The sequence below is a fragment of the Jannaschia donghaensis genome (genome assembly GCF_001403795.1).
In the GTDB taxonomy this organism is placed as follows: Bacteria; Pseudomonadota; Alphaproteobacteria; order Rhodobacterales; family Rhodobacteraceae; genus Jannaschia; species Jannaschia donghaensis.
On the sequence record NZ_CXSU01000012.1, the window covers coordinates 586,826 to 613,768 of the forward strand.

25 protein-coding genes are annotated in these 26,943 nt (G+C 63.3%); 11 read left to right on the forward strand and 14 right to left on the reverse strand.

Annotated features, from left to right (window positions below; translation table 11 throughout):
• Positions 1–68 precede the first annotated feature (68 nt).
• From JDO7802_RS12155 to JDO7802_RS12190, 8 genes are all read right to left on the reverse strand, one after another.
• Positions 69–530 (reverse strand): hypothetical protein, encoded by a 462-nt coding sequence (locus JDO7802_RS12155; protein ID WP_055085931.1) that lies wholly within the window; start codon positions 528–530, stop codon positions 69–71.
• Positions 527–976 (reverse strand): hypothetical protein, encoded by a 450-nt coding sequence (locus tag JDO7802_RS12160; protein ID WP_055085934.1) that lies wholly within the window; start codon positions 974–976, stop codon positions 527–529. The genes JDO7802_RS12155 and JDO7802_RS12160 overlap by 4 nt, the downstream gene beginning before the upstream one ends.
• Complete coding sequence (locus JDO7802_RS12165) at positions 976–2,187, reverse strand: acetyl-CoA C-acetyltransferase (protein ID WP_055085936.1); 1,212 nt, start codon at positions 2,185–2,187, stop codon at positions 976–978. The genes JDO7802_RS12160 and JDO7802_RS12165 overlap by 1 nt, the downstream gene beginning before the upstream one ends.
• 20 nt (positions 2,188–2,207) lie before the next feature.
• Positions 2,208–2,840, reverse strand: a complete 633-nt coding sequence (locus tag JDO7802_RS12170; protein ID WP_055085938.1) for a glutathione S-transferase family protein — start codon at positions 2,838–2,840, stop codon at positions 2,208–2,210.
• Between the two features lie 41 nt (positions 2,841–2,881).
• Positions 2,882–3,100, reverse strand: a complete 219-nt coding sequence (locus JDO7802_RS12175; RefSeq protein ID WP_055085940.1) for a hypothetical protein — start codon at positions 3,098–3,100, stop codon at positions 2,882–2,884.
• Positions 3,101–3,150: 50 nt separating this feature from the next.
• Positions 3,151–4,929 (reverse strand): acyl-CoA dehydrogenase C-terminal domain-containing protein, encoded by a 1,779-nt coding sequence (locus JDO7802_RS12180; RefSeq protein WP_055085942.1) that lies wholly within the window; start codon positions 4,927–4,929, stop codon positions 3,151–3,153.
• Between the two features lie 79 nt (positions 4,930–5,008).
• Complete coding sequence (locus JDO7802_RS12185; RefSeq protein WP_055085944.1) at positions 5,009–5,404, reverse strand: MerR family transcriptional regulator; 396 nt, start codon at positions 5,402–5,404, stop codon at positions 5,009–5,011.
• Between the two features lie 210 nt (positions 5,405–5,614).
• Positions 5,615–5,992, reverse strand: a complete 378-nt coding sequence (locus JDO7802_RS12190; protein WP_055085946.1) for a MerR family transcriptional regulator — start codon at positions 5,990–5,992, stop codon at positions 5,615–5,617.
• A 96-nt stretch (positions 5,993–6,088) separates the two neighbouring features.
• On the opposite strand from JDO7802_RS12190, the gene JDO7802_RS12195 reads away from it, so the two are divergent.
• From JDO7802_RS12195 to JDO7802_RS12205, 3 genes are read left to right on the forward strand one after another with little or no spacing between them, the layout of a single operon-like run.
• Positions 6,089–6,541: a PaaI family thioesterase gene (locus tag JDO7802_RS12195; protein ID WP_055085948.1), complete on the forward strand. Its 453-nt coding sequence runs from the start codon at positions 6,089–6,091 to the stop codon at positions 6,539–6,541.
• Complete coding sequence (locus JDO7802_RS12200; RefSeq protein WP_055085950.1) at positions 6,538–7,041, forward strand: PaaI family thioesterase; 504 nt, start codon at positions 6,538–6,540, stop codon at positions 7,039–7,041. The genes JDO7802_RS12195 and JDO7802_RS12200 overlap by 4 nt, the downstream gene beginning before the upstream one ends.
• On the forward strand, positions 7,038–8,384 hold the full coding sequence (locus tag JDO7802_RS12205; RefSeq protein WP_055085952.1) for an MATE family efflux transporter: 1,347 nt from the start codon (positions 7,038–7,040) through the stop codon (positions 8,382–8,384). The genes JDO7802_RS12200 and JDO7802_RS12205 overlap by 4 nt, the downstream gene beginning before the upstream one ends.
• Here JDO7802_RS12205 and JDO7802_RS12210 read toward each other — a convergent pair.
• Both JDO7802_RS12210 and JDO7802_RS12215 read right to left on the reverse strand, forming a co-directional pair.
• Entirely contained in the window at positions 8,381–9,421 is a 1,041-nt protein-coding gene (locus JDO7802_RS12210) for a quinone-dependent dihydroorotate dehydrogenase (RefSeq protein ID WP_055085954.1), read from the reverse strand. The genes JDO7802_RS12205 and JDO7802_RS12210 overlap by 4 nt on opposite strands.
• The gene (locus tag JDO7802_RS12215; protein ID WP_055085957.1) at positions 9,418–9,753 is read right to left on the reverse strand and encodes a DUF952 domain-containing protein; all 336 of its coding nucleotides are present in this window, start codon (positions 9,751–9,753) and stop codon (positions 9,418–9,420) included. The genes JDO7802_RS12210 and JDO7802_RS12215 overlap by 4 nt, the downstream gene beginning before the upstream one ends.
• A 118-nt stretch (positions 9,754–9,871) precedes the next feature.
• Here JDO7802_RS12215 and JDO7802_RS12220 point away from each other — a divergent pair, with 118 nt between their 5' ends.
• The 3 genes from JDO7802_RS12220 (at position 9,872) to JDO7802_RS12230 (ending at position 13,419) form a co-directional block, all read left to right on the forward strand.
• Positions 9,872–11,425: a bifunctional metallophosphatase/5'-nucleotidase gene (locus JDO7802_RS12220; protein WP_055085959.1), complete on the forward strand. Its 1,554-nt coding sequence runs from the start codon at positions 9,872–9,874 to the stop codon at positions 11,423–11,425.
• A gap of 218 nt (positions 11,426–11,643) precedes the next feature.
• Complete coding sequence (locus JDO7802_RS12225) at positions 11,644–12,738, forward strand: histidine kinase dimerization/phosphoacceptor domain -containing protein (protein WP_055085961.1); 1,095 nt, start codon at positions 11,644–11,646, stop codon at positions 12,736–12,738.
• A 9-nt stretch (positions 12,739–12,747) separates the two neighbouring features.
• Complete coding sequence (locus tag JDO7802_RS12230; protein WP_055085963.1) at positions 12,748–13,419, forward strand: SOS response-associated peptidase; 672 nt, start codon at positions 12,748–12,750, stop codon at positions 13,417–13,419.
• A 256-nt stretch (positions 13,420–13,675) separates the two neighbouring features.
• On the opposite strand, the gene thrS is transcribed toward JDO7802_RS12230, so the two are convergent.
• A complete protein-coding gene (gene thrS, locus JDO7802_RS12235; protein WP_055085965.1) occupies positions 13,676–15,622 on the reverse strand; it encodes a threonine--tRNA ligase in 1,947 nt (648 codons plus the stop codon).
• Between the two features lie 172 nt (positions 15,623–15,794).
• Here thrS and guaB point away from each other — a divergent pair, with 172 nt between their 5' ends.
• From guaB to JDO7802_RS18530, 3 genes are all read left to right on the forward strand, one after another.
• Complete coding sequence (gene guaB, locus JDO7802_RS12240; protein WP_055085967.1) at positions 15,795–17,240, forward strand: IMP dehydrogenase; 1,446 nt, start codon at positions 15,795–15,797, stop codon at positions 17,238–17,240.
• Positions 17,241–17,255: 15 nt separating this feature from the next.
• Entirely contained in the window at positions 17,256–18,431 is a 1,176-nt protein-coding gene (locus tag JDO7802_RS12245; protein WP_055085969.1) for an RsmB/NOP family class I SAM-dependent RNA methyltransferase, read from the forward strand.
• 810 nt (positions 18,432–19,241) lie between these two features.
• Positions 19,242–21,320 carry a two-component system sensor histidine kinase NtrB gene (locus JDO7802_RS18530; protein WP_438501648.1) on the forward strand — a complete coding sequence of 693 codons (2,079 nt, stop codon included), beginning with the start codon at positions 19,242–19,244 and terminating at the stop codon, positions 21,318–21,320.
• Positions 21,321–21,338: 18 nt separating this feature from the next.
• On the opposite strand, the gene JDO7802_RS12255 is transcribed toward JDO7802_RS18530, so the two are convergent.
• Positions 21,339–21,914: a hypothetical protein gene (locus tag JDO7802_RS12255; protein WP_055085973.1), complete on the reverse strand. Its 576-nt coding sequence runs from the start codon at positions 21,912–21,914 to the stop codon at positions 21,339–21,341.
• A 183-nt stretch (positions 21,915–22,097) separates the two neighbouring features.
• On the opposite strand from JDO7802_RS12255, the gene recA reads away from it, so the two are divergent.
• Both recA and alaS read left to right on the forward strand, forming a co-directional pair.
• Entirely contained in the window at positions 22,098–23,168 is a 1,071-nt protein-coding gene (gene recA, locus JDO7802_RS12260) for a recombinase RecA (protein ID WP_055085975.1), read from the forward strand.
• Positions 23,169–23,304: 136 nt separating this feature from the next.
• Positions 23,305–25,953, forward strand: coding sequence for an alanine--tRNA ligase (gene alaS / locus JDO7802_RS12265; RefSeq protein ID WP_055085977.1), 2,649 nt, complete (start codon positions 23,305–23,307; stop codon positions 25,951–25,953).
• A 25-nt stretch (positions 25,954–25,978) separates the two neighbouring features.
• On the opposite strand, the gene JDO7802_RS12270 is transcribed toward alaS, so the two are convergent.
• Both JDO7802_RS12270 and JDO7802_RS12275 read right to left on the reverse strand, forming a co-directional pair.
• Positions 25,979–26,311: a DMT family transporter gene (locus JDO7802_RS12270; protein WP_187298180.1), complete on the reverse strand. Its 333-nt coding sequence runs from the start codon at positions 26,309–26,311 to the stop codon at positions 25,979–25,981.
• The gene (locus JDO7802_RS12275) at positions 26,308–26,937 is read right to left on the reverse strand and encodes a YitT family protein (protein ID WP_055085981.1); all 630 of its coding nucleotides are present in this window, start codon (positions 26,935–26,937) and stop codon (positions 26,308–26,310) included. The genes JDO7802_RS12270 and JDO7802_RS12275 overlap by 4 nt, the downstream gene beginning before the upstream one ends.
• Positions 26,938–26,943 lie beyond the last annotated feature (6 nt).

The window sequence follows — 26,943 nt, forward strand, 5'->3', positions numbered from 1 at the left end:
TGCCACGCCGTGTAGCCGGGGTCACACCCCAACGGACGGGACGGGCGCAGGGGCTGGGGACGCGGGCGTCAATCATGGGTCAACTGGTTCACGGGACGGTTGCGAATATTGTCGCGGTGGTAATAGGCCATGCCGCTGTTGCGGACCGAAACCCTGATCGCATCGGCCAGCCAGCGCCCGTCCGCTTGCTGAACGATCGACATCGCGCAGTCGTAGGGGTCGGTCAGATAGCTTCCGCCCCGCATGACATAGGTTCGGTGGATACCGATGATCCGATTTTCGTCGTTGGGATCGAACCGCGCCTCGCGGCACAAACGGTGGAAGGCGGTCGCCCCCAGCGCGCTGAGGCTTTCGCGAAACGCCTCGGCGTCCTTGCTCTGCTCCTCGGGGTTGGAGATGATCCGGTCGGCTTCGGGCAGGTGGATCACATGCGGATAGAACAGCATGGCGGCCACGCCATCCGCTTCGCCGTTCCAAAGATGGCCGGAGACGAGGTCGAGATGGGTCTGATATGTCGTGCGGGCGGTCATTGAATTTGCCCCTCGCGGTTTTCGGGATGGGCCTTGGCACTGGGGATGCCGTGGCGCAGCGGCGGAACGACGATATCGGCGATCATCCACTCCGCCCCTTCGTGGACCAGGACCATTTCGCAATTATACGGGTCGGTCAGGTAGTTCCCGCCCCGCAGGATGTATGTCCAATGCCCGCCGGTGATCCGATGGCGGTCCAGCGGGTCGAAGCTGGCATGCTCGCACACCCGGTGATAGCCGGTCGCGCCAAGCCCATCCAGGTGATCGCGGAACCGGGCCGCCATGACAGCGAAATCGTCGGGGCCGTCGTATTGCCGGTTGCCGTCGGAAAATCGGATGATGTGGGGAAAGCGGTTCACGGCAATAATGGTCTCATAATCGCGGTCCCACAGCGCACGGGACACCAGGTCGAGGTGTGCCTGATAGATGTCCCGTGCGTCTTGCATCAGACGCGCTCGATGATGGTGGCGGCGCCCATACCGGATGCGACGCAGAGCGTGGCAAGACCCGTGCCCTTGCCGGTCCGCTCCAACTCATCCAGCAGGGTGCCGATGATGATCGCGCCGGATGCGCCAAGGGGGTGCCCCATCGCGATGGCCCCGCCGTTCACGTTGACCTTCGCGTGATCGACATCGAACGCCTGCATGAAGCGCAGCACGACCGAGGAGAATGCCTCGTTCACTTCGAACAGGTCGATGTCGTCGATGGACATGCCCGAATCCGCCAAAATCTTCTGCGTGGCCGGGACGGGACCGGTCAGCATGATGGTCGGATCGGTCCCGATCTTGGCGGTGGCGCGGATGCGCGCGCGGGGCGTCAGGCCCCATTTTTCCCCGAATTCCTTATTGCCGATCAGGACCCCGGCAGCGCCGTCCACGATGCCGGATGAATTGCCTGCGGTGTGGATGTGGTTGATGCGCTCAAGGTGCGGGTATTTCATCATGGCGATCTTGTCGAAGCCGGGCATGGTGGTGCCCATCGCCTCGAACGCGGCGTTCAGGCTGCCCAGCGACTGCATGTCGGTGCCCGGCCGGATGTATTCGTCGTGATTCAAGATGGTCAGGCCGTTGATGTCCCGAACCGGCAGGATCGACTTGTCGAAGCGCTTATCCTCCCAGGCGGCGACGGCGCGCTTCTGGCTTTCGACGGCCAGGGCGTCCGCGTCGTCGCGGGTGAAGCCGTATTCGGTGGCGATGATGTCGGCCGAAATGCCCTGGGGCACGAAATAGCTGTCCATCGCGATCGACGGATCGACCGCGATCGCCGCGCCGTCGGACCCCATGGGCACACGGGACATGCATTCGACGCCGCCCGCGATATAGCCCATGCCCGCGCCGCCGCGGACCTGGTTGGCGGCCAGGTTCACCGCCTCCATGCCCGACGCGCAGAACCGGTTGATCGACAAGCCGGGGATGCGTTCGTCCAGACCCGACGCAAGAACGGCCGTCCGTGCCAGGCATCCGCCCTGTTCCATCACCTGCGTGGCGTTGCCCCAGATCACGTCTTCGACCGCGTGCCCCTCGAATCCGTTGCGGTCCTTCAGCGCATCCAGCACGCCGGCCGACAGGCGCGCGGCGGTCACCTCGTGCAGCGATCCGTCCTTGCGGCCCTTGCCGCGGGGCGTTCGGATCGCGTCGTAGATATAGGCTTCGGTCATGGTGTTCTCCGGGGGGTATTTCAGGCGCGGTCGCTGGGGCGTCCGGGCATCAGGTCATAGGGATGTTTCCAGCCGGGCAGGGCGGCGATGCGCCCCAGCCAGGCGTCGATGGCGGGGTATTCGGTGCGGTCGAACCCAAAGGGTTCGGGGTAGTAAAGGTATCCACAGCACGACAGATCGGCGTTGGTCACGCCGTCGCCGACGATCCAGGCGCGTCCGTCCAGGTGGCGGTTCAAGGTGTCATAGGCGGATTTCAGGCGGGCCTGGGTGAAGGCGATCACCTCGGCGGGCCGTTTGTCTTCGGGCAGGAAGTTCATCAGGAACCGCAGCATTCCGGCCTGCGACGACAATTTGTGATTGTCCCACAGGACCCAGCGCAGCACTTCCAGATGTTCGCCCGGCGCGCCGCCATGTTTGCCGGTTTTTTCGGTGACATAGGCCTGGATCGCTCCCGATTGCGACAAGCGGATATCGCCGTCCACCAGAACGGGAGCCTCGCCCATGCCGTTTTCCGCGCGCCATTCGGGGGTGCGGGCCTGACCGCCGAAGAAATCGACGAACACCGGCTGCCAGTCGACGCCCGCCAGTTCCAGCGCCAGCGCCGCCTTGTAGCTGTTCCCGCTTTCACCGAAGCAGTGCAATTCCATCGTCATGGTGCCTCCTCCCGAAGCGCCGGTCTGGTGGAGAGAGCCTGTCAGCTCTTCTCCTGTCGTCTTGCCAGCATCGCCTTATGCAGTTGCAGGCGGTGGGGCAGGTTGTCGCCGTTGGTCACGCTTTCGAAGTTTTCGAACAGGAACGACAACGCCTCTCCTTCGTCCAGCCCTGCCTCGCCTGCGAATTTTTTCAAACGTCTATATCCGGCTTCGGACATTTGCGCCGGAAAGCGGCGGGTAAGGCGTTGGGCACGGGCCATCGATACTCCGGTGTTCTGTCGACCCATCATGGGCCGACAGAACGGGATCGTCAAAAGGCGGTCGACTCCAGCGCCATCACGGTTTCGGGACCAGTTTCGATCCGGGCCAGATGCATCTTCGTCGCCGGCAGTTGACGCGCCATGTAGTAGCGGCCCGTCGCGATCTTGGCTTCCAGAAAATCGCGGTCAGCCCCGTCTTCCTTGAGCGCCTCGCCCGCGGCCTTGGCCATCTTGGCCCACATCAGGCCCAACGCGACATGACCGAACATGGTCATGAAGTCGTAAGATCCCGACAGGGCCGCGTTCGGGTTCTTCATGCCGTTCTGCATGAAATACATGCCGGCGGCCTGCAGATCCTTCGACGCGGCCTTGAGCGGTTCCAGATAGCCCGCCTTGAGGACTTCGTCGTCGGCGTTGTCCTTGCAGAAGGATTTCACCATGTCGAAGAAGGCCATGACGTGCTTGCCGCCGTCCTGCGCCAGCTTGCGCCCCACAAGGTCGAGCGCCTGAACGCCGTTGGCCCCTTCGTAGATCATCGCAATCCGGGCGTCGCGGGCGAATTGGGACATGCCCCATTCCTCGATATAGCCGTGGCCGCCATAGACCTGCTGCGCGTTGGTTGCCATCTCGAAGCCCTTGTCGGTCAGGAACCCCTTGATGATCGGCGTCAGCAGCGAGATCAGGCCATCGGCGTCCTTGTCCTCGTTGCGGTGGGCGCGGTCGATCATCATCGCACCCCAGAACACGAAAGCGCGCGCGCCTTCCACGAAGGACTTCTGGTCCATCAGGTTGCGACGGATATCGGGATGCACGATCAGCGGATCGGCGGGGCCGTCGGGGTTCTTGGTGCCCGTGACGTCGCGCCCCTGAAGGCGGTCGATCGCATATGCCAACGCGTTCTGATACGCGATCTCGCCTTGGGCGTACCCTTGCAGACCCACACCCAGCCGTGCCTCGTTCATCATGGTGAACATGGCGCGCATGCCTTTGTGCGCATCGCCCAGCAGATATCCCTCGGCCTCGTCATAGTTCATGACGCAGGTGGAATTGCCGTGGATGCCCATCTTCTCCTCGATCTTGCCGACCGAGACACCGTTGCGCGCGCCGAGGTTGCCATCCTCGTCCACCAGCACCTTGGGCACGATGAAGAGCGAGACGCCCTTAATGCCTTCGGGGCCGTCCTTGATCTTGGCAAGAACCAGATGGACGATGTTGTCGGCCATGTCGTGGTCGCCGGCGGAGATGAAGATCTTCTGGCCGGTGATCTTATACGACCCGTTATCCTGGGGTTCGGCCTTGGTGCGCATCAGACCCAGGTCGGTGCCGCAATGCGGCTCCGTCAGGTTCATGGTGCCGGTCCATTCGCAGGTGACCATCTTGGGCAGCCACTTCGCCTTCTGCGCGTCCGTGCCGTGGGCGTGGATCGCGGAATAGGCCCCATGGGTCAGGCCCTGGTACATGTTGAAGGCCATGTTGGCCGACGACAGGATCTCGCCCACGCCGGTCTGCATCAGATAGGGCAGGCCCTGGCCGCCATATTCTTCATCGCAGTCCAGCGCGGTCCAGCCGCCGTCGCGGACCTGGTCGAAGGCTTCCTTGAAGCCGTCGGGGGTGCGCACGATGCCGTTTTCCAGAACGCAGCCCTGCGTGTCGCCGACGGCGTTGAGGGGGTGCAAGACGTCCTGCGCCAGCTTGCCGGCCTCCTCCAGAACGGCACCTGTGAAATCGCGGTCCAGTTCCTCGTATCCCGGAATATCCTGGGTCGAAGCCTTCAGAACATCGTGCAGTACGAACTGCATGTCCTTCGTCGGAGCGGTATAGCTGGGCATTGTCTCATCCTCCTAAAGACGGTGCGGGGTGAACCCGCTTATTTCGGCGGGGGCGCGAACGCCCCCGGTGTTCGGTCCCTCAACCGGCCTTGCGGCCCTGTATCTGGTTCATCATCTTGGCACCCCAGCTCAACTGCTCCTCCAGGTCGTCGATCGCGGTGTCGAGTTCGGCGCGCTGGGCCTTCATCGAGTCCAGACGTTCCTGGCCGATCTCGTAGGAGCGGGCCAGCTGCGTGTACTGATTGTCGCCCAACGTATAGAGGTCCAACAGCTGCCGGATATCCTCCAGCGAAAAGCCGAAGCGCTTGCCGCGCAGGATCAGCTTGAGCCGCGCGCGATCCCGGCGCGTGAACCAGCGGCGCTGCCCCTCGCGTTGCGGGAACAGCAGTTCCTTGGCTTCGTAGAACCGAAGCGTGCGGGGCGTGACGTCGAAGGCGTCACACATCTGGCGGATGGTCATCAAATCGTCGGGCATCCCGGTTTCCTTTGTCTGCATCGTCGTTGGGGCGCAGATGCGGACGTTGAGAGATCGATACAACCACCGGTGACGTTTACGTAAGCAGGACGTCACGTCATCTATAAGTTGACGTAACGAATGCAAAGGTAACCCTTGGGCAAGTGAAATTATAAATCTTCATCACGCTGAAGTCTTGGGCAGCTCCGCTGGAAGGTGCCTCCTCGATGATCAGGTCTTTGAATCGAGTTCCGCCCGGACGCGGTCGCGCAGCGCGGCGAGTTCGGAGATCGCGTCTTCCAGATCGCGTTTGCGCTCGTCCAGCTCGCGCAGCTGACCCTCCGCCAGATCGATCCAGGCCTGCTTCTGAGTCCGCCCCTCGGGGTCAGCATCGTAGAGTTCTAGCCATTGCCGGATCTCCTCCAGCGAAAAGCCGAATTTGCGCCCCCGCAGGATCAGCGTCATCCGCGCCACATCGCGCGCGCCGTAAAACCGGGCACGACCTTCGCGTGCCGGTGACAGCAGTTCGATGTATTCGTAATGGCGCAGCGTGCGCGGCGTCACATCGAAACGCGCGCACATCTGTTTGAAGTCGATCCTATCGGTCATCGCGTCCTCCCCCAAGGCGCAGTCTGGCACGATGACGACGGCTCTGTCTATTGCGTGGCCTTGCGGCAGGGGGCGGGACGCGGCAAGGCTGCTGCCATGACAGATACGCCCGATCCCGACACCGCCCGCGCCCGCGCCGCCCATCAATTCATCCAGGCTCTGCCGCATTGCCGCGCGCTGTCGATGACGGTGCAGGATGTCGGGGCCGGCGAGGCGACGGTCGCCATGCCCTGGTCGGCGCAGATCGTCGGCGACCCGCGCACCGGGGTCGTGCATGGCGGCGCGGTTTCCGCCCTGATGGACACAACCGGGGGCGCGGCCGTTCTGTCCCACCCGACGGCCCCGGTTTCGACGGCGACGATGGACCTGCGCATCGATTACATGCGCGCGGCCACGCCCCACCAGACGATCACGGCCCGCGCCGTGTGCCATCATGTCACGCGGTCGGTCGCCTTCGTGCGGGCCGAAGCCTTCGATGAGGAAACGGACAAGGGCCCGGTTGCCGTCGCGAACGGGGCCTTCACCCTGGACCGGGGCACGCGCACATGAAGACGCCGGAGCCGATCCAGATCATCAAGCAGCGCCGCGATGCCGCACTGCACGCCCTGGTGTCGGGTGTGCCCTATATCAAATTCCTCGATATCACTTTCGACCGGCGTGGGGACGAGCTGACCGGTGTTCTGCACTACGACCCCAAGCTGATCGGCAACCCGATGCTGCCGGCCCTGCACGGCGGGGTCACGGCCGCGTTCCTGGAGGTGACAGCCATCGTCACGCTGTCCTGGGCCCTGATCTGGGATGATCTGGAATCCGGGCGGATCGACGGAGAGGCGTTGACGCCCGAAACGCTTCCGCGATTGCCCAAGACGATTGATTTCAGCGTCGATTACCTGCGCGCGGGCCTGCCGCGCGACGCCTATGCCCGGGCGCGCGTGAACCGCAGCGGGCGACGGTATTCGTCCGTACATGTCGAGGCTTGGCAGGACAATCGCGACCGTCTGTTCGCCCAGGGAACGGGTCATTTCCTGATGCCCCCGCGCGGGGAATGACGCCACCGGATCTGACGAACCGCCGCATCCTGAAGATCGCCGTGCCGGTCGTGCTGTCGAATGCGACGGTGCCGATTTTGGGGGCGGTCGATACTGGGGTCGTGGGCCAGATGGCGCAGGCCGCTCCGATCGCCGCTGTTGGGGCGGGGGCGATCATCCTGTCGTCCGTCTACTGGATCTTCGGGTTCTTGCGGATGGGGACGACGGGACTGGCGGCGCAGGCCATCGGGGCCGATGACCGGGCGGAGCTGGTCGCGCTGCTATCGCGCGCCTTGCTGATCGGCGGGGCGGCGGGTGTCGCCCTGATCGCAGTCCAGGGCGCGATCATGGCCGGGGCCTTCCGCGTGGCACCCACGACGCCGGAGGTGGAGGCGCTGGCCCGCGATTACATGTCGATCCGCATCCTTTCGGCACCGGCCGCCATCGCGATCTACGGTATCACCGGCTGGCTGATCGCGCAGGAACGCACGGGCGCGGTCCTGGTCCTGCAACTGGCGATGAACGGGGCGAACATCGCGCTGGACCTGTGGTTCGTGCTGGGCCTTGGCCTCGGCGTGCCGGGGGTGGCCTGGGCCACGTTCATCGCGGAATGGACTGGCGTGATCCTGGCCCTTTGGTTTTGCCGCGAGGCCTTCGTCGGCCCGGCATGGCGCGACCGCGCGCAGATTCTGAATCCCGCGCGCCTGCGCCGGATGGTGGCCGTGAATACCGACATTCTGATCCGGTCGATCCTGTTGCAGGCCACCTTCGTGTCGTTCCTGTTGACGGGCGGGGTCTTCGGCACCGCGACGCTGGCCGCCAATCAGGTGCTGTTGCAATTCGTCTATATCACGTCCTACGCGCTCGACGGGTTCGCCTTCGCGGTGGAGGCATTGGTGGGGCGTTTCTTCGGGGCCGGGGACCGCGCGCGGCTGCGCCGGGCGGTCCGGCTGTGTGGGTGGTGGGCGCTTGGCACGTCCATGGGGCTGGCAGTGTTCTATGGTATCGCGGCCCAACCCTTGATCGAGGTCATGGCCAAGGCCGGGGACGTCCGGGCCGTGGCGGCGGAATATCTGCCCTGGGTCTGGCTGATGCCACTTCTGGGGGTCGGGGCGTTCATGCTCGACGGTGTCTTCATCGGCGCGACGCGCACGCGCGATATGCGCAACATGACGGTTCTGAGCTTCGTGGTCTATCTTCTGGCCCTGTTCGCGCTTGTCCCGTGGTTGGGCAACCACGGGCTCTGGGCCGCGCTGATGGTGTCGTTCGTGGTGCGGGGGGGCACGCTGGCGTGGAAATATCCCGCGCTTGTGGACGCAGCCCTTCGCCAGTCTCCGCCTGATCCGGATCCTGTAAAGGCCTAGAGCCAGCGCTCCCGATCGGTGCCGACGGCCTGTGCCACGGTATCGAAGCCGTCGCGGGCGAGCAGCGCATCGAGGCCCCGCGCGATCTTGCCCGGCAGCGAGATGCCGCCATAGACCAGTGCGGTATAAAGCTGCACCGCCGTCGCCCCGGCGCGGATCTTGGCGTAGGCCTGCTGCGCGGTGGCGACGCCGCCGACACCGACAAGTGGCAGATCGGTCAGGGTGGACAGGCGCGCCAGCGTCCGGGTCGATTTCACGAACAACGGCTGACCCGAAAGGCCCCCGGCCTGATCGCGTTGGGACGACGCAAGATCGGTCCGGTCCAGCGTCGTGTTGGTGGCGATGATCGCGTCGATGCCGCGCGCCGCACGGGCCACGTCGGCCAAGTCGGTTTCGGTCAGATCGGGCGCGATCTTCAGAAAAATCGGGATGCGACGAGGCAGGGCGTCGCGGGCCGTGACGACGCCCGCCAGCAGTGCCGCCAAGGCGTCGGCCCCCTGCAGGTCGCGCAGGCGTTCGGTGTTCGGGCTGCTGACGTTGACGGTGGCGAAATCGATATGGCCGCCGCAGGCCGTTAGGACCCGCGCGAAATCCTCGGCCCGATCGGCGCTGTCCTTGTTGGCGCCCAGGTTCAGCCCGACAATCGCGCCCTTCGGGCGGTTGGCCAGACGGGCGGCGATCGCCTCCATCCCGTCGTTGTTGAAGCCGAAACGGTTGATCGCGGCCGCATCCTCGGTCAGGCGGAAAAGGCGGGGTCTGGGGTTGCCGGGCTGGGGCCGGGGGGTCGCCGCGCCGACCTCCAGAAATCCGAAGGCGCAGCGGGCGAGGGGGGCAAGCGCCTCGGCATTCTTGTCGAAGCCGGCGGCCAACCCCACGGGGTTCGGCAAGTCCAATCCGGCCAGATCGGTCCGCAGGCGCGGCGACGTCACGGGGCCGCCGCGCGGGCCCAGCCCCGCATTCAAGGCAGAGAGGGCCAGCCCATGCGCGCGTTCGGGATCGACGCGGCGCAGAAGGGCCAGCCCCGCCGCTTCGATCATGTCAGGCCCGCCGGGAAGTCGTGCGCGCCATCGACCAGCGGCAGCGGTTGCGCCCAGGCCACCTGATCCATCCGCAAAGGCGCGTAGAGATGCGGGAATTTTGCCCCGCCGCGCGACTCCTCCCAGCGCAGGTTGTCGGCGACGGCCGCATCCTCCACGCCGATCAGCCATAGCCCCTCCGCCTGGGCGAAATGCTTCGCCGCAGTCTCCGCCACCTGGTCGGCGGTGGAGAAGTGGATATAGCCGTCGTCACGGTCGATGGGCGCACCCAATGTGGTGCCATCGGCCTTGAGCGCCTGCCATTCGGGCGTTTTGAACAATTTGTAGATCATGTGAGCGCAGATGCCCCCGACATCCCGCTGCGTCAAGTCGCGCCGTTGTTATATGGCTTTGACAAGCCGGGGCGACCTGCGCACGATCCGGGTCATCAAACCTAGGGGGTTCAAAGAAATGAAACGATTCCTGACAGCAACGGCGGCGCTGGCGCTGACCACCGGCATGGCAAATGCCGAGTATTCGCTGACGATCCTGCACACCAACGATTTCCACGCGCGGTTCGAGCCGATCAGCAAATACGACGGTCCCTGCTCGGCCGAGGACAACACCGCGGGCGAATGTTTCGGCGGGACGGCCCGTCTGGTGAACGCGGTCGAGGCGGCGCGCGCGCGGAGCAACAATTCGATCCTCGTGGACGGCGGCGATCAATTCCAGGGCACGCTGTTCTACACCTATTACAAGGGCAAGATGGCGGCCGAGTTCATGAACGCGCTCGGCTACGACGGCATGACCGTCGGCAACCACGAATTCGACGACGGCCCGGAGGTTCTGGCCGGCTTCGTGGATGCGATCGATTTTCCCATTCTGATGTCCAATGCCGATATCTCGGGTGAACCCGCCCTTGCGGACAAGATCGCGAAATCGACTGTAATCGAGCGGGGCGGCGAACGGATCGGCATGATCGGCCTGACGCCGCAGGACACCGACGAGTTGGCATCGCCCGGTCCGAACATCATCTTCACGGCCCCCGCCGATGCGGTGCAGGCCGAGGTCGACAAGCTGACCGCTGATGGCGTGAACAAGATCATCGTGCTCAGCCACTCGGGCTATGGCGTCGATCAGGACGTTGCGGCGAACACCACTGGCGTTGACGTCATCGTGGGCGGCCACTCCAACACGTTGCTGGGCGACATGGAGGGTGCGGAGGGTGCCTATCCCACGATGGTCGGCGAGACGGCGATCGTACAGGCCTATGCCTATGGCAAGTTCCTGGGCGAGTTGAACGTCACGTTCGACGACGACGGCAACGTGACCGAAGCGGCGGGTCAGGCCCTGATCGTCGACGCCACCGTCGAGGAGGACGCCGACACCGTCGCCCGTATCGCCGAATTGGCGCTTCCCTTGGACGAGATCCGCAACAAGGTCGTTGCACAGACGGATCAGCCCATCGGGGGTGACCGCGACGTGTGCCGCGCGCAGGTCTGCGAAATGGGCGTTCTGATCGCCGACGCGATGCTGGCGCGGGTCGCCGACCAGGGCATCGACGTGGCGATCCAGAACGGTGGTGGTATCCGTGCGTCCATCGACGCGGGCGAAGTCACCATGGGCGACGTCCTGACGGTGCTGCCATTCCAGAACACCCTGTCGACCTTCCGGGTCGACGGCGCGACGATCCTGGCGGCGCTGGAGAATGGCGTGAGCCAAGTGGAGGAGGGCGCTGGCCGGTTCCCACAGGTGTCCGGCCTGACCTTTGCGTTCGATGCGAGCGCCGAAGCCGGATCCCGCGTCAGCGACGTGATGATCGGTGGCGAACCGCTGGACCCGGCCAAGGTCTATGGCGTCGTGTCAAATAACTATGTCCGCAACGGCGGTGACGGATACGACATGTTCGTCGACGCGGATGACGCCTATGATTTCGGGCCGGACCTCGCGGATGTGACTGCGGAATTCCTGGCTGAGAACGGACCCTACACGCCGTTCACTGACGATCGCATCAACGTCAAATGACATAGGTCAAATTTCGCTGGACATTTTTCGGCGAAGGTACTGGGGAAGCGGGATTTTTTTCCGCTTCCCCTTTTCTTTCTCGAAAATTCGATTTAGCGTCATCGCCTGATTGTAAGGGCATTCAGACTGGTTCCTACATTTGCTGCCGCTGGGATCGCCCTGCGATAAGTTTCGCCAAAGTGAGTTCGTTCCCGCCGACGAAACCGAGGATTCCAACGATGCTTGCACCGATCCCAGCCAATCAGAGCGCCCGACTTGCCGCCATCAAGCGGTACGATCTGGGAACTGCGGCCCACGACGGGGCATTCGACGGTCTTGTCGAACTTGCCGCGCAGATATGCCAGTGTCCCATCGCGCTCGTCTCCATCGTGCGCGAACTGGATCAAAAGTTCGAGGCGGTCTGCGGACTCGACTTCGATTCCACGGGGCTGGAATCGTCGATCTGCAGTCATGCGATCCTGAATGATGGCATCCTGGAAATCCCGGACACCCGGCTGGACATGCGCACCAAGGACAATCCGTTGGTTACCAATGAAGAGGATCCGATGCTGTTCTATTCCGGGGCTCCGATCGCAACGAAGACGGGCGTTTCGCTCGGCTCTCTTTGCGTGCTCGACCGGCGGCCCCGGCGTCTGGGCGACACAGAGCGGCGGGCGCTGCGCATCCTGGCCGATCAGGTGATGCAGCGTCTGGAACTGCACGAGGCGTTGCGCAATCAGGACGCCATGCGGCGCGAAGTGGATCACCGGGTCAAGAACAGCCTTGCCAACGTGTCCGCGATGACACGGATGGCGGCGCGGCGGGCAACCGTCGAGGTCCGCGAAGCCCTTGGTGCGGTGGAGCGTCGGATCGACGTGATCGTCGCATTGCACGACGATCTATACCGCGCCGAGGATCCGGACGCACCGATCGACATCAAGGACTATCTGATGCGTATCGCGACCCATCTGCGCAACATTGCCCCCCCGGGCGTTGAGATCGACATGGATTTCGAGAGTGTCGCGATGGTTGCACGGCGCGCCTCCGCGCTGGGTATTTTGGTGAACGAGATGATCTCGAACGCCTTCAAACATGCCTTTCCCGACGGGCGGACCGGTCGTGTCAGCATCGTGGGACACCGGACGAAAACGAACGACTATCGCATCTGCTGCACGGACGACGGCGTCGGTGTGGCCGGGCAGGCCCATAAAGCTCCTGGCCTTGGCAAACGCATCATGGAGGCGTCCGCCTCCCAGATGGACGGAACTTTGACAACCGCCGACCTTGGGCATGGGTTCAAGGTCTCGCTGGAGTTTCCGGTCCCTACGTCCTAGGGGTCGCCGATGTGCGGACGCTATGCCCTGACGCTCCCGCAGGACGCGATGGTGCAGCTGTTCGCGGCGACGCCCTCGAACGATGTGCCGGGCGCGCCGCGCTGGAACGTTTGCCCCACCGTGCAGGTGCCCGTCGTCACCGCGGACGATACCATCCGACGGATCGTGTCGATGCGGTGGGGATTTCTGCCCCATTGGTATGATACGCCCACCTCCGGTCCCCTGCTGATCAACGCGCGGGCCGAGACCATCGCCAACAAGCCGGCTTTCCGCGATGCCTGCCGCGCCCGTCGATGCCTGATCCCGGCAACCGGATTTTACGAATGGACGAAGGCCGGGGACGGAACGCGGTTGCCGTGGTATTTCCACGATCCCGCAGGCGAGCCGATCGTATTTGCGGGCATCTGGCAGGAGTGGGGCCCGGACGCTTTGGCGACCTGCGCCATCGTCAGCTGCGCCGCCGGGCCCACCATGGCCGACATCCACCACCGGGAGCCGGTCACGCTGGCCCCACAGGACTGGGGGTTGTGGTTGGGCGAGGAGGGGACGGGCGCGGCGACATTGATGCGGGCCGCACCTGAAGGGCGACTGGTCCGGCATCGCGTATCGCGGGCCGTGAACTCCAACCGGGCAGAGGGTTCGGACCTCATCGATCCGCTGATCGACGACGAAGACGTCTGAGCCGTCAGTCGGACGATCCAGGGCCGGAATATGGTGCGGCCCGCACAATTGTACGGGCCGACCAGACGTCTAGGGAGAGAGAGACGACGATCGCGGTACCGGAGGATCGTAAGGGGAGGATTGATCGACCCCGGGACCGGACTTCATCTCGGGTTACAGGATGCCGACCGAATGTGGCGCGATTGGGGCGACTATAGGGTGATGTCGGGACAATCCGGTGTCCGCACCGAATTGTCCCCGATCTGCCAACAGACCGTTACCGAAGGTCGGGGGCCGTCGCCTCCATGCCCAGATCGGCTGTTACGGTGTCGAGCTCGATGACCTGCGTTGTCTTCTCGCCCAACCGGCGCAGCGTGACTGTCCGGTCTTCCACTTCCTTGCGCCCGATGGCGAGGATGACGGGCACCTTGGCCAGGGAATGCTCCCTCACCTTGTAATTGATCTTCTCGTTGCGGATGTCCGCACTGGCGCGGACGCCGGCCTTGGTCAGCGCCGCGACCACCTCGTGCACGTAATCATCGGCCTCCGACACGATGGAGGCGACGACCACTTGTTGCGGGGCCAGCCAGAAGGGCAGGCGACCGGCGGAGTTTTCGATCAGGATGCCGATGAACCGCTCGAAACTGCCCAAGGTCGCGCGGTGCAGCATGTAGGGGCGGTGCTTGCCGCTGTCTTCGCCAATATAAGTCGCGCCAAGGCGTTCGGGCAGGTTCGGATCGACCTGGAACGTGCCGCATTGCCAGACGCGCCCGATGGCATCGGTCAGGTAGAAGTCAAGCTTGGGGCCATAGAAACTGCCGTCGCCTTCTTCGACTCGGTATGGGTTGCCGGTCGACTTGATCGCCGCTTCCAACGCGCCTTCGACGTGGTCCCAGGATTCGTCGCTGCCCACCCGCTTTTCGGGGCGTGTGGCGAAGGCGATGTCAAAACTCTCGAACCCCAGATCGGCGTAGGTTTCGGTCAGGAAAGCGATGAATTTCGCGCATTCGTCCTGAATCTGATCTTCGGTGCAGAAGATATGCCCGTCGTCCTGCGTGAAGCCGCGCACACGCATTATGCCGTGCAACGCACCGGAGGGTTCGTAGCGCGCGCATGATCCGAATTCAGCCATGCGCAGCGGCAGGTCGCGGTAGGATTTCAGGCCTTGGTTGAAGATCTGGACGTGGCACGGGCAGTTCATCGGCTTCAGGGCATTGATCGCCTTTTCGCGCGCATGCTCCTCGTCGACTTCGACGATGAACATGTGATCCTGGTACTTGTCCCAGTGGCCCGACGCTTCCCATAGCTTGCGGTCCACGACCTGCGGGGTGTTCACCTCGACATAGCCGCCCGCGCGCTGGCGGCGGCGCATGTAGTCCTGCAGCGTGGTATAGATGGTCCAGCCATTGGGATGCCAGAACACCTGACCGGGCGCTTCTTCCTGCATGTGATACAGGTCCATCTCGCGGCCCAGGCGACGGTGATCGCGGGCCTCCGCCTCCTCCAAAAATTGCTGATGCTTCTTCAGGTCGTCGCGATTGCGAAAGGCCACGCCATAGATGCGCTGCAACTGCGGCCGGGTGTTGTCACCCAGCCAATAGGCCGAGGAGACGCGGGTCAGTTTGAACGCATCCGCCGGGATTTGCCCGGTGTGCTGCAGATGCGGGCCCCGGCACATGTCCTGCCAATCGCCGTGCCAGTACATGCGGATCGGCTCGTCGCCCGGAATGCGGTCGAGGAGTTCGATCTTATAAGGCTCGTCCGTGTCGGTGTAATGCTGGCGGACGCGGTCGCGGTCCCAGATTTCGGTGCGCACCGGGTCGCGGGCGTTGATGATCTTCTTCATCTCGGCTTCGATGGCCCCCAAGTCTTCGGGGGTGAACGGCTCCTGACGGTCGAAGTCGTAGAACCAGCCGAAATCGCGGACCGGGCCGATGGTGACCTTCACGTCCGGAAACACGGTCTGCACCGCGCGCGCCATGACGTGGGCCAGATCGTGGCGGATCAACTCGAGCGCGGGCGCTTCGTCCTGCATCGTGTTGATCGCGATCGAGGCATCCGCTTCGATGGGCCAGGCCAGATCGAAATGTTCGCCGTTCACGGTGGCGGAGATAGCCTTTTTCGATAACGATTTGGAGATGTCGGCGGCGACTTCGCCGGGCGTGATCCCGGCGGGTACGTCGCGCGAATTGCCATCGGGAAAGGTGAGGGTGATCTGGGACAAGATGCTGTCCTCCGTCGTTTTGGCGCCTACGAAGCGCCCGGTTGCGGGGTATGTGTGGGGGCCTTTTGGCGGGCGGACGCCGGGCTGTAAAGGGCGTGGCGCGGGGGTTGCCCTTGCGGCGGACCCATGAAACAGGAAAGCGCCAACCGATATGATCCGCAGGAGTGCTCCAATGGAGATTCGCGAGGCCCTCACCTTCGATGATGTGTTGCTGGTTCCCGGCGCAAGTCAGGTCCTGCCCGGCACCGCCGATACGCGCACGCAGGTCACGAAATCCATCGCCTTGAACATCCCGCTGCTGTCGTCGGCCATGGACACCGTGACCGAGGCGCGGATGGCCATCGCGATGGCACAGGCCGGCGGCATGGGGGTGATCCACCGCAATCTGGATCTGGACGCGCAGCAGATGGAAGTGCGCCGGGTCAAACGGTTCGAAAGCGGGGTGGTCTACAACCCCGTCACCCTGCGCCCCGACCAGACACTGGCTGACGCCAAGGCCCTGCAGGAGCGGTACCGCGTTACAGGCTTCCCCGTGACCGACGACAAGGGCCGCGTTCTGGGGATCGTGACCAACCGTGACATGCGGTTCGCCAGCGACGACACGACGCCGGTCGCCACGATGATGACCGCCGATAATCTGGCCATCCTGCGGGAGCCTGCCGATCTGTCGGAGGCCCGGTCGATGATGCGCGCCCGGCGGATCGAGAAACTGCTGGTCGTAAACGCCAAGGGTCATTTGACGGGCCTTCTGACGATCAAGGACATCGAACAGGCCGTTCTGAATCCGCAGGCGTGCAAGGATCACCTTGGCCGTCTGCGTGTCGCGGCCGCGACGACCGTCGGCGACGCCGGGTTCGAGCGGTCCGAGGCGCTGATCGACGCGGGCTGCGACCTGATCGTGGTGGACACGGCCCACGGCCATTCCGAAGGTGTGGGTATCGCGGTCAACAGAATCAAGCGGTTGTCGAACGACGTTCAGGTGGTTGCCGGCAATGTTGCCACCGCCGAGGGCACCAAGGCCCTGATCGACGCGGGTGCGGATGCGGTGAAGGTCGGCATCGGGCCCGGGTCGATCTGCACCACGCGCATCGTTGCGGGCGTCGGCGTGCCACAGCTGACCGCGATCATGGATTCCGCATCCGCAGCGGGCGATGTGCCCGTCATCGCGGACGGCGGCATCAAGTTTTCCGGCGACTTCGCCAAGGCCATCGCGGCCGGCGCGTCCTGCGCGATGGTCGGCTCCATGATCGCCGGGACCGACGAGTCGCCGGGCGAGGTGGTTCTGTACCAGGGTCGGTCGTTCAAATCCTATCGCGGGATGGGCAGTCTGGGCGCTATGGCGCGGGGGTCGGCCGACCGATATTTTCAGAAAGATGCCGCGTCGGACAAACTGGTCCCCGAAGGGATCGAAGGGCAGGTCCCCTACAAGGGTAGCGCCGGGGCCGTCGTGCACCAATTGGTCGGCGGGCTGCGCGCCGCGATGGGCTATACCGGTTGTGCCACCGTGGCCGACATGCGGGGGTCCTGCACCTTCGTGAAAATCACCGGGGCCGGCCTGAAGGAAAGCCATGTGCATGACGTCCAGATCACGCGAGAGTCGCCCAATTACCGCTCCTGACCGGCGGGTTCCGCGATGACCCCCGGCGCACGCGTTCAGGCGGCGATCGAGGTTCTGGACATCGTATTGTCCGGCGTCGCGGCAGAGCGCGCGCTGACGACTTGGGGTCGGAGCAGTCGGTATGCCGGATCGAAGGACCGCGCCGCCGTCCGTGACCACGTTTTCGACGCGCTGCGCCGCCTTCGGACGGGTGCCTGGGCAGGTGGCATCGCGCATATGCCGAAGGAATGCGATGCCCGCGCGGTCATGGCCGGCGTGCTATTGGGGCAAGGGGCCGATCTGGGGGCCCTGTTTTCCGGACAGGGCCACGCACCCGCGCCGCTGGAAGAGGTCTCGCCACCCGACGGTACGCTATCCCGCGCGGCGCAATTGGATATCTCCGACTGGCTTCTTGAGATTTTCGAGCGGGATCTGGGGGAAAATGCCGACCCCGTGCTGACCGCTTTGCGCGACCGCGCGCCCGTCTTTCTGCGCGCCAATACGGCCAGAATTTCGCGCGATGCGCTCCAGACGGTCTTGGCGGACGAGGGCGTGGAGACGGTCTTGGACGATACCGCGCCGACCGCGCTCCGCCTGACCGGCCCGGCGCGGGGATTGACGAATTTGCCGTCGTTTCAGGATGGTTTGTGGGAATTGCAGGACGCGGGATCGCAGGCTCTCGTCGCGCGGTTGCCTGACATGGAGGGCGCGCGCGTCTTGGACCTGTGTGCCGGGGGCGGGGGCAAGGCCCTTGCCATGGCAGCTCGGGGCGCCGCGTCGGTCTTCGCCCATGATGTCGACGCGGCCCGAATGCGCGACATCCCCATGCGAAGCGCCCGCGCAGACGTTGAAATCACGCAGCTTTCGACCCCTGAAGATGTGGCTCCGTTCGACGCGGTGGTGGTCGATGTCCCCTGTTCCGGCAGTGGCAGTTGGCGGCGCGCGCCGGATGCCAAGTGGCGTCTGACACAAGGCCGCCTGACCGAACTGACGGTCCTGCAGGACGAGATTCTACGCCGGGCCATTGCCCTGGTCCGGCCCGGTGGCTGGATCGGATACATGACGTGTTCGGTGCTGGCCTGCGAAAATGCGGAAATCGCCGATCGCGTCGTCGCATCCGACCCCGACATCACGCTCGAAGACCGGTGGTCTTGCTTGCCAACGGCCGGCGGCTGCGACGGATTCCATCTGAGCGTTTTGCGACACGGCTAGCCAGCCGGGCCGGGCCTGCTAGTGTCGTTAAGGCGACATTAACACTTATTTTGCATAGATACTCGGGCGATTCTCGGGCGAAAAGTGCTCGGTTCGTCCATTGGATGGAGGCGGGGAAAGACGTTGGAAGATCGGCTACAGACCCTGCGACAACTGCGGACCGGCTCCGGACTCCTGTTGATCTGTGCTTTGGCGGCGGCCGGTGCGTCGTTCTGGTTTGGGCAGGCCGGTCCCGACATGCTTATCCTGACCGCCGCGGTCAGCCTGTCGTGTGTTGTGGTCTTGGTGCACCTGGGCACCTTCATCGTGTCGTCGCGGGCGACGCGTCGCCTGCGGATCGTCATGGATTTTCTCGAACACGACAGCGCCCCGGGGTTCTGCACCTCGGAAGAGGGGCGCATTCTGTCTCAGAATACCGCCGCGAAGGAACGCTTCGGGCAGCAGGTGGGCGGCACGATGACGCGCGCGTTGGAGTCGCTGTTCGCCAACCCCGATGCCGTCGTTCACAGGCTGCGCCTCGCCGCTGAGGAGGCGAAGACCGGCGCACGCGAAGACGTCGTCACACGCCGGGGCCACGTCCGGGTCGCCGTTCACCGGATGCCGGCTGGATATCTCTGGCGCCTTGAGGATCTGGTCGATCGGCCCAAGCGGACGTCCGACGGTCTCGGCCTCCCGATCCTGACGTTCGGCGCGTCCGGCACGATCCTGTACATGAACGAAGTGTTGCGTGGCATGGTTGGGCAAAGGGTCACGCGCCTGGCCGATCTGTTCGAATCCATCCCGCTCAGCAACGGCGGCCTCAATCGCATTATGACGAAGGACGGTCCTCAGTCGGCCCGCATCCTCTTGTCAGATGCGGTGAACGGCCGGCAGGAGGTTTTTGTGCTGCCCGCCGATGAGCAGCCCGACGATCAGGTCGCGCTCGACACGCTGCCTGTCGCGCTCTTGCGACTGGATGCGAACGGCAGTGTGATCTTCGCCAATCGCCTCGCAAGGGATCTTCTCCCGGCCATCGCCACCACGTCCGAGCGCCGGCTCGCCGCTCTTGTCGAAGGCCTGGGTCGCAGCGTGCGCGAGTGGGTCAGCGAGGCGGCGGCCGGTCGTGGCCTCTACCGCGCGGAGGTCGTTCGCGTTACGGGCGCGGAGGTCGAAACCTATCTCCAGATCACGCTGGGTCGTCCGGTCGGCGATGCGGACGGGGGCCTTCTGGCAGTCGTCAACGATGCGACGGAACTCAAGACGCTGGAGGCGCAATTCGTCCAAAGCCAGAAGATGCAGGCCATCGGTCAGCTGGCGGGGGGCGTCGCGCATGACTTCAACAATCTTCTGACCGCGATCTCCGGACATTGCGATCTTCTGATGCTGCGCCACGGTGAAGGGGACGAGGACTACGCCGATCTTACTCAGATTACGCAGAATGCGAACCGCGCGGCCGCGCTTGTCGGTCAATTGCTGGCATTCTCGCGCAAGCAGACTTTGGAGATGCGACCGATCGACCTGCGCGACACGCTTGGCGATCTGGCCCATCTGCTGAACCGTTTGGTCGGAGAACGTGTGATATTGCGCCTTCACCACGATCCGGCCCTGATCCCGATCCGCGGTGATCGTCGACAACTGGAACAGGTTTTGATGAACCTGGTCGTCAACGCCCGCGACGCCATGCCGACCGGCGGAGAGATCCTGATCTCGACGGAGTGTCGGTATCTCGACAGTCCCGTCAGACGCGACCGCGTCACGGTTCCCAGTGGGCAATACGTCGTGGTGTCCGTCACCGATCAGGGAGAGGGAATTTCTCCCGATAATCTGAGCCGCATTTTCGAGCCATTTTTCACCACCAAGCGTCCGGGCGAAGGCACGGGGCTGGGTCTCAGCATGGCCTACGGCATCGTCAAGCAATCCGGCGGCTACATCTTTGCTGATAGTCCCCCGGGGGAAGGAACGCAATTTAGTTTGTTCTTCCCGGCACTTGGTGAAGAGAGTCTGCTGGAACTCGAGAAATCGGTTGGGCACCCCGTGCCGCTCGCCGAGCAGCCCCATGACATGGCGATCTCATCTGACATGTTCTCCGGCAGTTTGGACGCCCAGCAGGAGAACCCACCTGGCCCAAAAGATCACGAACCGACCGTCACGGCTCCGGCGGTTGATGACTTGGCCAAGGACGACGCTTTTGATGCGGATCCAGACGAGATTTCTGCCGACGTGCAGGACGATGAAAACGAGATTAACCAAGTGGTCGGCATGGCTTCGGAAGGGCCACTGGTCGATGAGCCACATTCAGACGCATTGAAACGTGACGCACCCGGAAACGACGGCGACATGGGGGAAAATCATGCGGCCGGCGATGATCCGGATGGTGACGACCTAGCGTATTTGCTCGACAAAGTGCTGTCAGGGGGCGGCGAAATGGATCAAAGCGACGATATCGACCCCGTACCCGCTGCGGAGCCGGCCTCGGTTTTGCAATCTCAGGACAAAACTCCAACAGCGTCGGGGCGATCGGCGGACTGGAGCGAAACCGAACGAAGCCGCCCTGTCGTCTTGCTGGTCGAAGACGAGGCGCCTGTCCGGGCCTTCGCATCGCGGGCGCTGCGACTGCGAGGCTACGAAGTGCACGAGGCGGAAAGCGCGGAGGCCGCTTTGGCCCATCTGGAAGACCAGACGCTGAACGTGGATGTCTTCGTTACCGATGTGATGATGCCGGGCCTAGACGGGCCGACGTGGGTCCGTCAAGCGATGAAAGACCGGCCGGATGTTCGCACGATATTTATCTCGGGATACACCCAGGATGCGCTTTCGGAGACGAGTGTCCCGGTCCCCAATTCTGTATTTCTTCCGAAACCCTTCTCGCTGGCAGATCTGACGCGCACGGTGGAGCGCGCGTTGAGTTAAAACACTGCGGCTGTACGGTTAGAGGGCTGACCAAAGCTCAAAATCTGCGCCGCGCCCGGTTTCGAGTGCTGCGCGGGTTTGTCTCGACAGCGTAAGATCGCCATCGGGCGAGACATTCGCACGGCCCACCTCGACCGGTTGCCCGAGCCTGTCGCGAAGAAAGTCGATAAGATCGGACGGGCGGTCGTAGCGGAACAGATGGTCAACGCCGCCCTCTAGAAAGGCGGCCTGTGATCCGACCTTGGCGCAGGCCGGCGGATTGTCTTGCAGATAGGCCTGCACGAAGGCATCGAACGTCATCCCGGCGGTGGAATTTTCCTGGCCGGCAAGGGCATCGCGACCTCTGTAACGGTACCAGCTGCCCAGCCAGTCGACTGGCTCCCGCATTACAGCAACAAGGGACAAAGGGCGTTTGCCTTTTTGTTCGAAAAAGCCGGATAAGTCCCTGCGGTACTTTCTGACGGTGCAATGCTTCAAACCAGGGGGGTTCACGATGGCCGCGTCGGCCGAGGAGGCAAGCGCGTTCTCAAGAGCTGTTGTTCCCGTTTTCGGCACGGCGAGAAGGGCAAGACGCGGCTTCCAGAATATCAACATCGCGGGCGCGCTCCCTGTTCGTGCGTTTCGTCAACGCTTTGGTAACCATCTCGCATCAAGATCGGTGCAAGTCCAAGGGGCTTGCAAATGTTCTAACTTTGTTCCAAATAAGTCATAAGGAACAATACAAGAACGATAACCCGATTGCCGCGCCGGCGGCAGCATGTAACAAGGTCGAAAATCATGGCAACGGCGAACCTACTCGACATGGCTGACAAACGCAGTGCGGACAAGCAGAAGGCGCTCGACAGTGCCTTGGCGCAGATCGAACGGCAGTTCGGCAAAGGCTCCATCATGAAGCTCGGCGGGCAGAACCAGATGCCCGATATCGAAGCGACATCTACCGGGTCTCTCGGGCTCGACATCGCGCTTGGCATCGGCGGTCTGCCCAAGGGTCGCGTGATCGAGATCTACGGACCGGAATCGTCGGGCAAGACGACGCTGACGCTGCACACGATCGCGGAAGAGCAGAAATCAGGGGGCGTCTGTGCCTTTGTCGACGCCGAGCACGCGCTGGACCCGCAGTACGCCAAGAAGCTGGGCGTCAATCTTGACGAATTGCTGATTTCCCAGCCCGATACCGGTGAACAGGCGCTTGAGATCGTTGACACACTGGTGCGATCGGGTGCCGTGAGCATGGTTGTCGTGGACTCCGTCGCCGCGCTGACCCCCCGGTCGGAGTTGGAAGGCGAGATGGGCGACAGTTCGGTCGGCGTGCACGCCCGCCTGATGAGCCAGGCGATGCGCAAGCTGACCGGCTCTATCAGCCGTTCAAAGTGCATGGTAGTGTTTATCAACCAGATCCGCATGAAGATCGGCGTGATGTTCGGCTCCCCCGAGACGACGACGGGCGGCAATGCGCTCAAGTTCTATTCCTCGGTTCGCCTCGACATCCGCCGGATCGGCGCGGTCAAGGATCGGGAGGAGATCGTTGGCAATCTGACGAAGGTCAAGATCGTCAAGAACAAGGTCGCCCCGCCGTTCAAGACCGTAGAGTTCGATATCATTTACGGCGAAGGCATCTCCAAGATGGGGGAATTGCTGGACATCGGGGTCAAGGTCGGTGTCGTCGACAAGTCGGGCGCCTGGTACAGTTATGGCGACGAACGCATCGGCCAGGGCCGCGAGAATTCGAAGCAGTTTCTCAAGGATAATCCAGCAATCTCTGACGCCATCGAAGACAAGATCCGTGCCGCGCATGGGTTGGACTTTGACATGAAGCCGGAAGACAAGGACGACATTCTGGAGGATTGATCGGCTGCGAAGAACAAGATGCAAGGAAAGGGGGCCGCGATCGCGTGCCCCCTTTTTCATGGGCGGTCCGATCCCGCGCCTTGTCCCTTATCGGACGCGCGGCTAGGACGGGCGCACGCCGGCGAGGAGGATCACCATGGCCAGTCTGAACGATATCCGAAGCACCTTTCTGGACTATTTCGCCCGCAACGGTCACGCGACGGTCGAAAGCTCTCCGCTTGTGCCGCGCAACGATCCCACGCTGATGTTCGTGAATTCGGGCATGGTGCAGTTCAAAAACGTCTTCACCGGTGTGGAGACGCGCGATTACGTCCGCGCCACCACCAGCCAGAAATGCGTACGCGCCGGCGGCAAGCACAATGATCTGGATAACGTCGGCTATACCGCGCGCCATCATACATTCTTCGAGATGCTCGGAAATTTCAGTTTTGGGGATTACTTCAAGGCCGATGCAATCGCGTTTGCGTGGGAATTGCTGACCCGCGATTTCGGCATCGATCCGAACCGACTTTTGGTCACGGTTTATCATACCGACGATGAAGCTGCCGCGATGTGGAAGAAGGTGGCGGGTCTGCCGGACGACCGTATTATCCGTATCGCGACCGATGACAATTTCTGGCGCATGGGACCGACCGGACCCTGCGGGCCGTGTACCGAAATCTTCTACGATCACGGGGATCACATTCCCGGTGGTCCACCGGGAAGCCCAGACGAAGATGGTGACCGGTTTATCGAGATCTGGAACATCGTGTTCATGCAGAATGAGCAGTTCGCTGACGGCACGATGCGCCCGCTTGAGCAGCAGTCGATCGACACCGGAATGGGTCTGGAACGGATCGGTGCCCTTTTGCAGGGCAAGCACGACAATTACGACACCGATCTGATGCGCAGCCTGATCGAGGCATCGGCGCAGGCGACGGGGACTGACCCGGACGGGACGGACAACGTGCATCACCGTGTCATCGCAGATCATCTGCGGTCGACGTCCTTCCTGATCGCCGATGGCGTCATGCCGTCGAACGAGGGACGTGGCTATGTGCTGCGGCGAATTATGCGCCGCGCGATGCGCCACGCGCACCAGGCCGGCGCAAAGGATCCGCTGATGCATCGGCTGGTGCCGTCCCTGGTGGGGCAGATGGGACAGCACTATCCCGAACTGCGGCGCGCCCAGTCGATGATCGAGGAGACGCTGCGCGGCGAGGAGGAGCGGTTCCGCACCACGCTCGACCGGGGTCTGCGCATGTTGGAGGACGAGGCTTCGGGGCTGGGTTCCGGCGGGGTTCTTGCCGGCGATACGGCGTTCAAACTTTATGATACCTACGGATTTCCGCTGGATCTGACGCAGGATGCCTTGCGGGAAAAAGGTCTGTCGGTCGACACCGACGGGTTCGATGCGGCGATGGCCGAGCAGAAGGCACGCGCCCGCGCGGCGTGGTCAGGGTCGGGCGAACAGGCCGATGCGGCGATCTGGTTCGATCTGGCGGAAGAGCACGGAACGACCGAATTTTTGGGCTACGACACTGAACATGCGGAAGGAGAGATCCTTGCCCTGGTGCGCGATGGCGCGGCGGAACAATCGGCCAAAGCGGGCGAGTCGATCAGCATCGTGACGAACCAGACGCCGTTCTACGCGGAATCCGGCGGCCAGGTGGGCGACGCCGGCGTCATCCGGACTGATACGGGTCGCGCCACCGTTACGGATACGCGCAAATCGGCGGGCATTTTCATGCACATCGCCATGGTCGAGGAAGGCGAGATCACGCCCGGTCAGGCGGCCGAACTGACGGTCGACCATGACCGTCGCTCTGCTATCCGCGCGAACCATTCCGCGACGCATCTGTTGCACGAAGCGTTGCGCGGTGCGCTTGGCGATCACGTGGCGCAGCGTGGATCGCTTAATGCGGCCGATCGCCTGCGGTTCGATTTCAGTCATGGTCAGGCTGTGACGCCGGAGCAATTGGCCAGGATCGAAGCCGAAGTGAACGGCTATATCCGTCAGAACAGCACCGTTTCGACCCGCATCATGGAGCCGGATGCCGCCCGCGACCTTGGCGCACAGGCGCTATTTGGGGAGAAGTACGGCGATGAGGTGCGCGTCGTTTCGATGGGCGCTCAGGAGGGATCGGGCAAGGGGACTGATAAACGGACCTATTCGATTGAATTGTGCGGCGGAACCCATGTGACGAACACCGGCGAGATCGGCGCTTTCGTGACGTTGGGCGACTCCGCAAGCAGCGCGGGCGTCCGTCGCATCGAAGCGTTGACCGGCCAGGCCGCGATGAACCATCTGCGTGCGCAGGATCAGCGTGTGACAGAGCTTGCGAACCTGTTCAAAGCGCAACCCGACGAGGTGAGCGACCGCGTGCGCGCCCTGATGGAAGAACGCAAAAAACTGCATGCCGAAGTCGCACAGCTGCGGCGGGACCTTTCCATGGGAGAGGCTGCGGACGCGCAGGATATCAACGGGATGAAGGCCGTTCTTCAGGTCGTTTCCGGCGTGTCGGGCAAGGACCTCGGCCCGATGATCGACGCGCAAAAGGCGGCACTTGGGTCTGGCGTGATCGTATTGATCGCGGACACCGGTGCCAAACCCGCGGTCGCGGTCGGCGTGACCAAGGATCTGTCGGATCGGGTCTCGGCGGTCGATCTGGTGAAGGTCGCGGTCGAGGCGCTTGGCGGGCGCGGCGGTGGCGGGCGGCCGGAAATGGCGCAAGGCGGTGGGGCCGATATCGGTCAGGCGGATGCCGCAATCGCGGCTGTCAGGAAGGTGCTGCAGGGGGTTTGACGGGCCATCGGGCGCGGGTGCGCGCCTAATGGCCTGCGGTGTTGGAGAAAACCTGCATCACGACGATGCCTGCGACGATCAGAGCCATGCCAAGGATTGCGGGCAAGTCCAGCTTCTGTCCAAAGGCCACCCATCCGATGGCCGAGATCAATACGATGCCAAGGCCCGACCAGATGGCATATGTCACGCCCACCGGCACGGTTTTGAGAACCAACGACAGCAGGAAAAGCGCGGTGAAGAAACAGCCGAGTGTGATGACCGACGGCCAAAGCTTGGTAAACCCTTCGGAGGTCTTGAGGGCTGTCGTGCCGATCGTTTCGAATGCGATGGCGAGGACAAGGTAAAACCAGTGCATCAGCGCCCCACATAGCGGTCGCGGCGATGGTTCGTTGCGATGATGAGGTTGACGACGACCGCGCCCAGCAGCGACGCGAGCACGAGCCATGGGTCGAGGATCAGGCCCGCAACGGCAAAGAGCCCGGCGTCGAAGCCCAATTGGATCCAGCCGGCCTGAATGCCGAAGCGCTCCTGCATCCACAGCGCCAGGATGCCGATGCCGCCAAGCGACGCGCCGTGGCGGAATATGACGATCAGGCCCATGCCGATCACCGCCCCCGAAAGTGCGGAGGCGACCCAAGGGTCGAGGGCTTCGAAGCTGACGTAGGCGGGCATGACGCGGGACATAAGCGATACCAGCGTCACCGCGATGATCGTCTTGACGACGAAACGCGGGCCCATCCGCAACCATCCAAGGACATAGAATGGCAGGTTCAGGATGAAGAACCAGACGCCGAACGACCATTCGCTGACGTAAGACAGAAGAACGGCCGCGCCCGCTGTCTGTCCGGTGATCAGCCCGGCGGCGGTCAGGAACTGAACACCGAGCGCGCAAAGCGCGGTGCCGAGGATCAGCGCCTGAGTGTCTTCGATCGCGGTGTGACGCGTGGCAAGGGGTGTATCCGCGGGGTTAGAAACATTGGGCATTCTTCG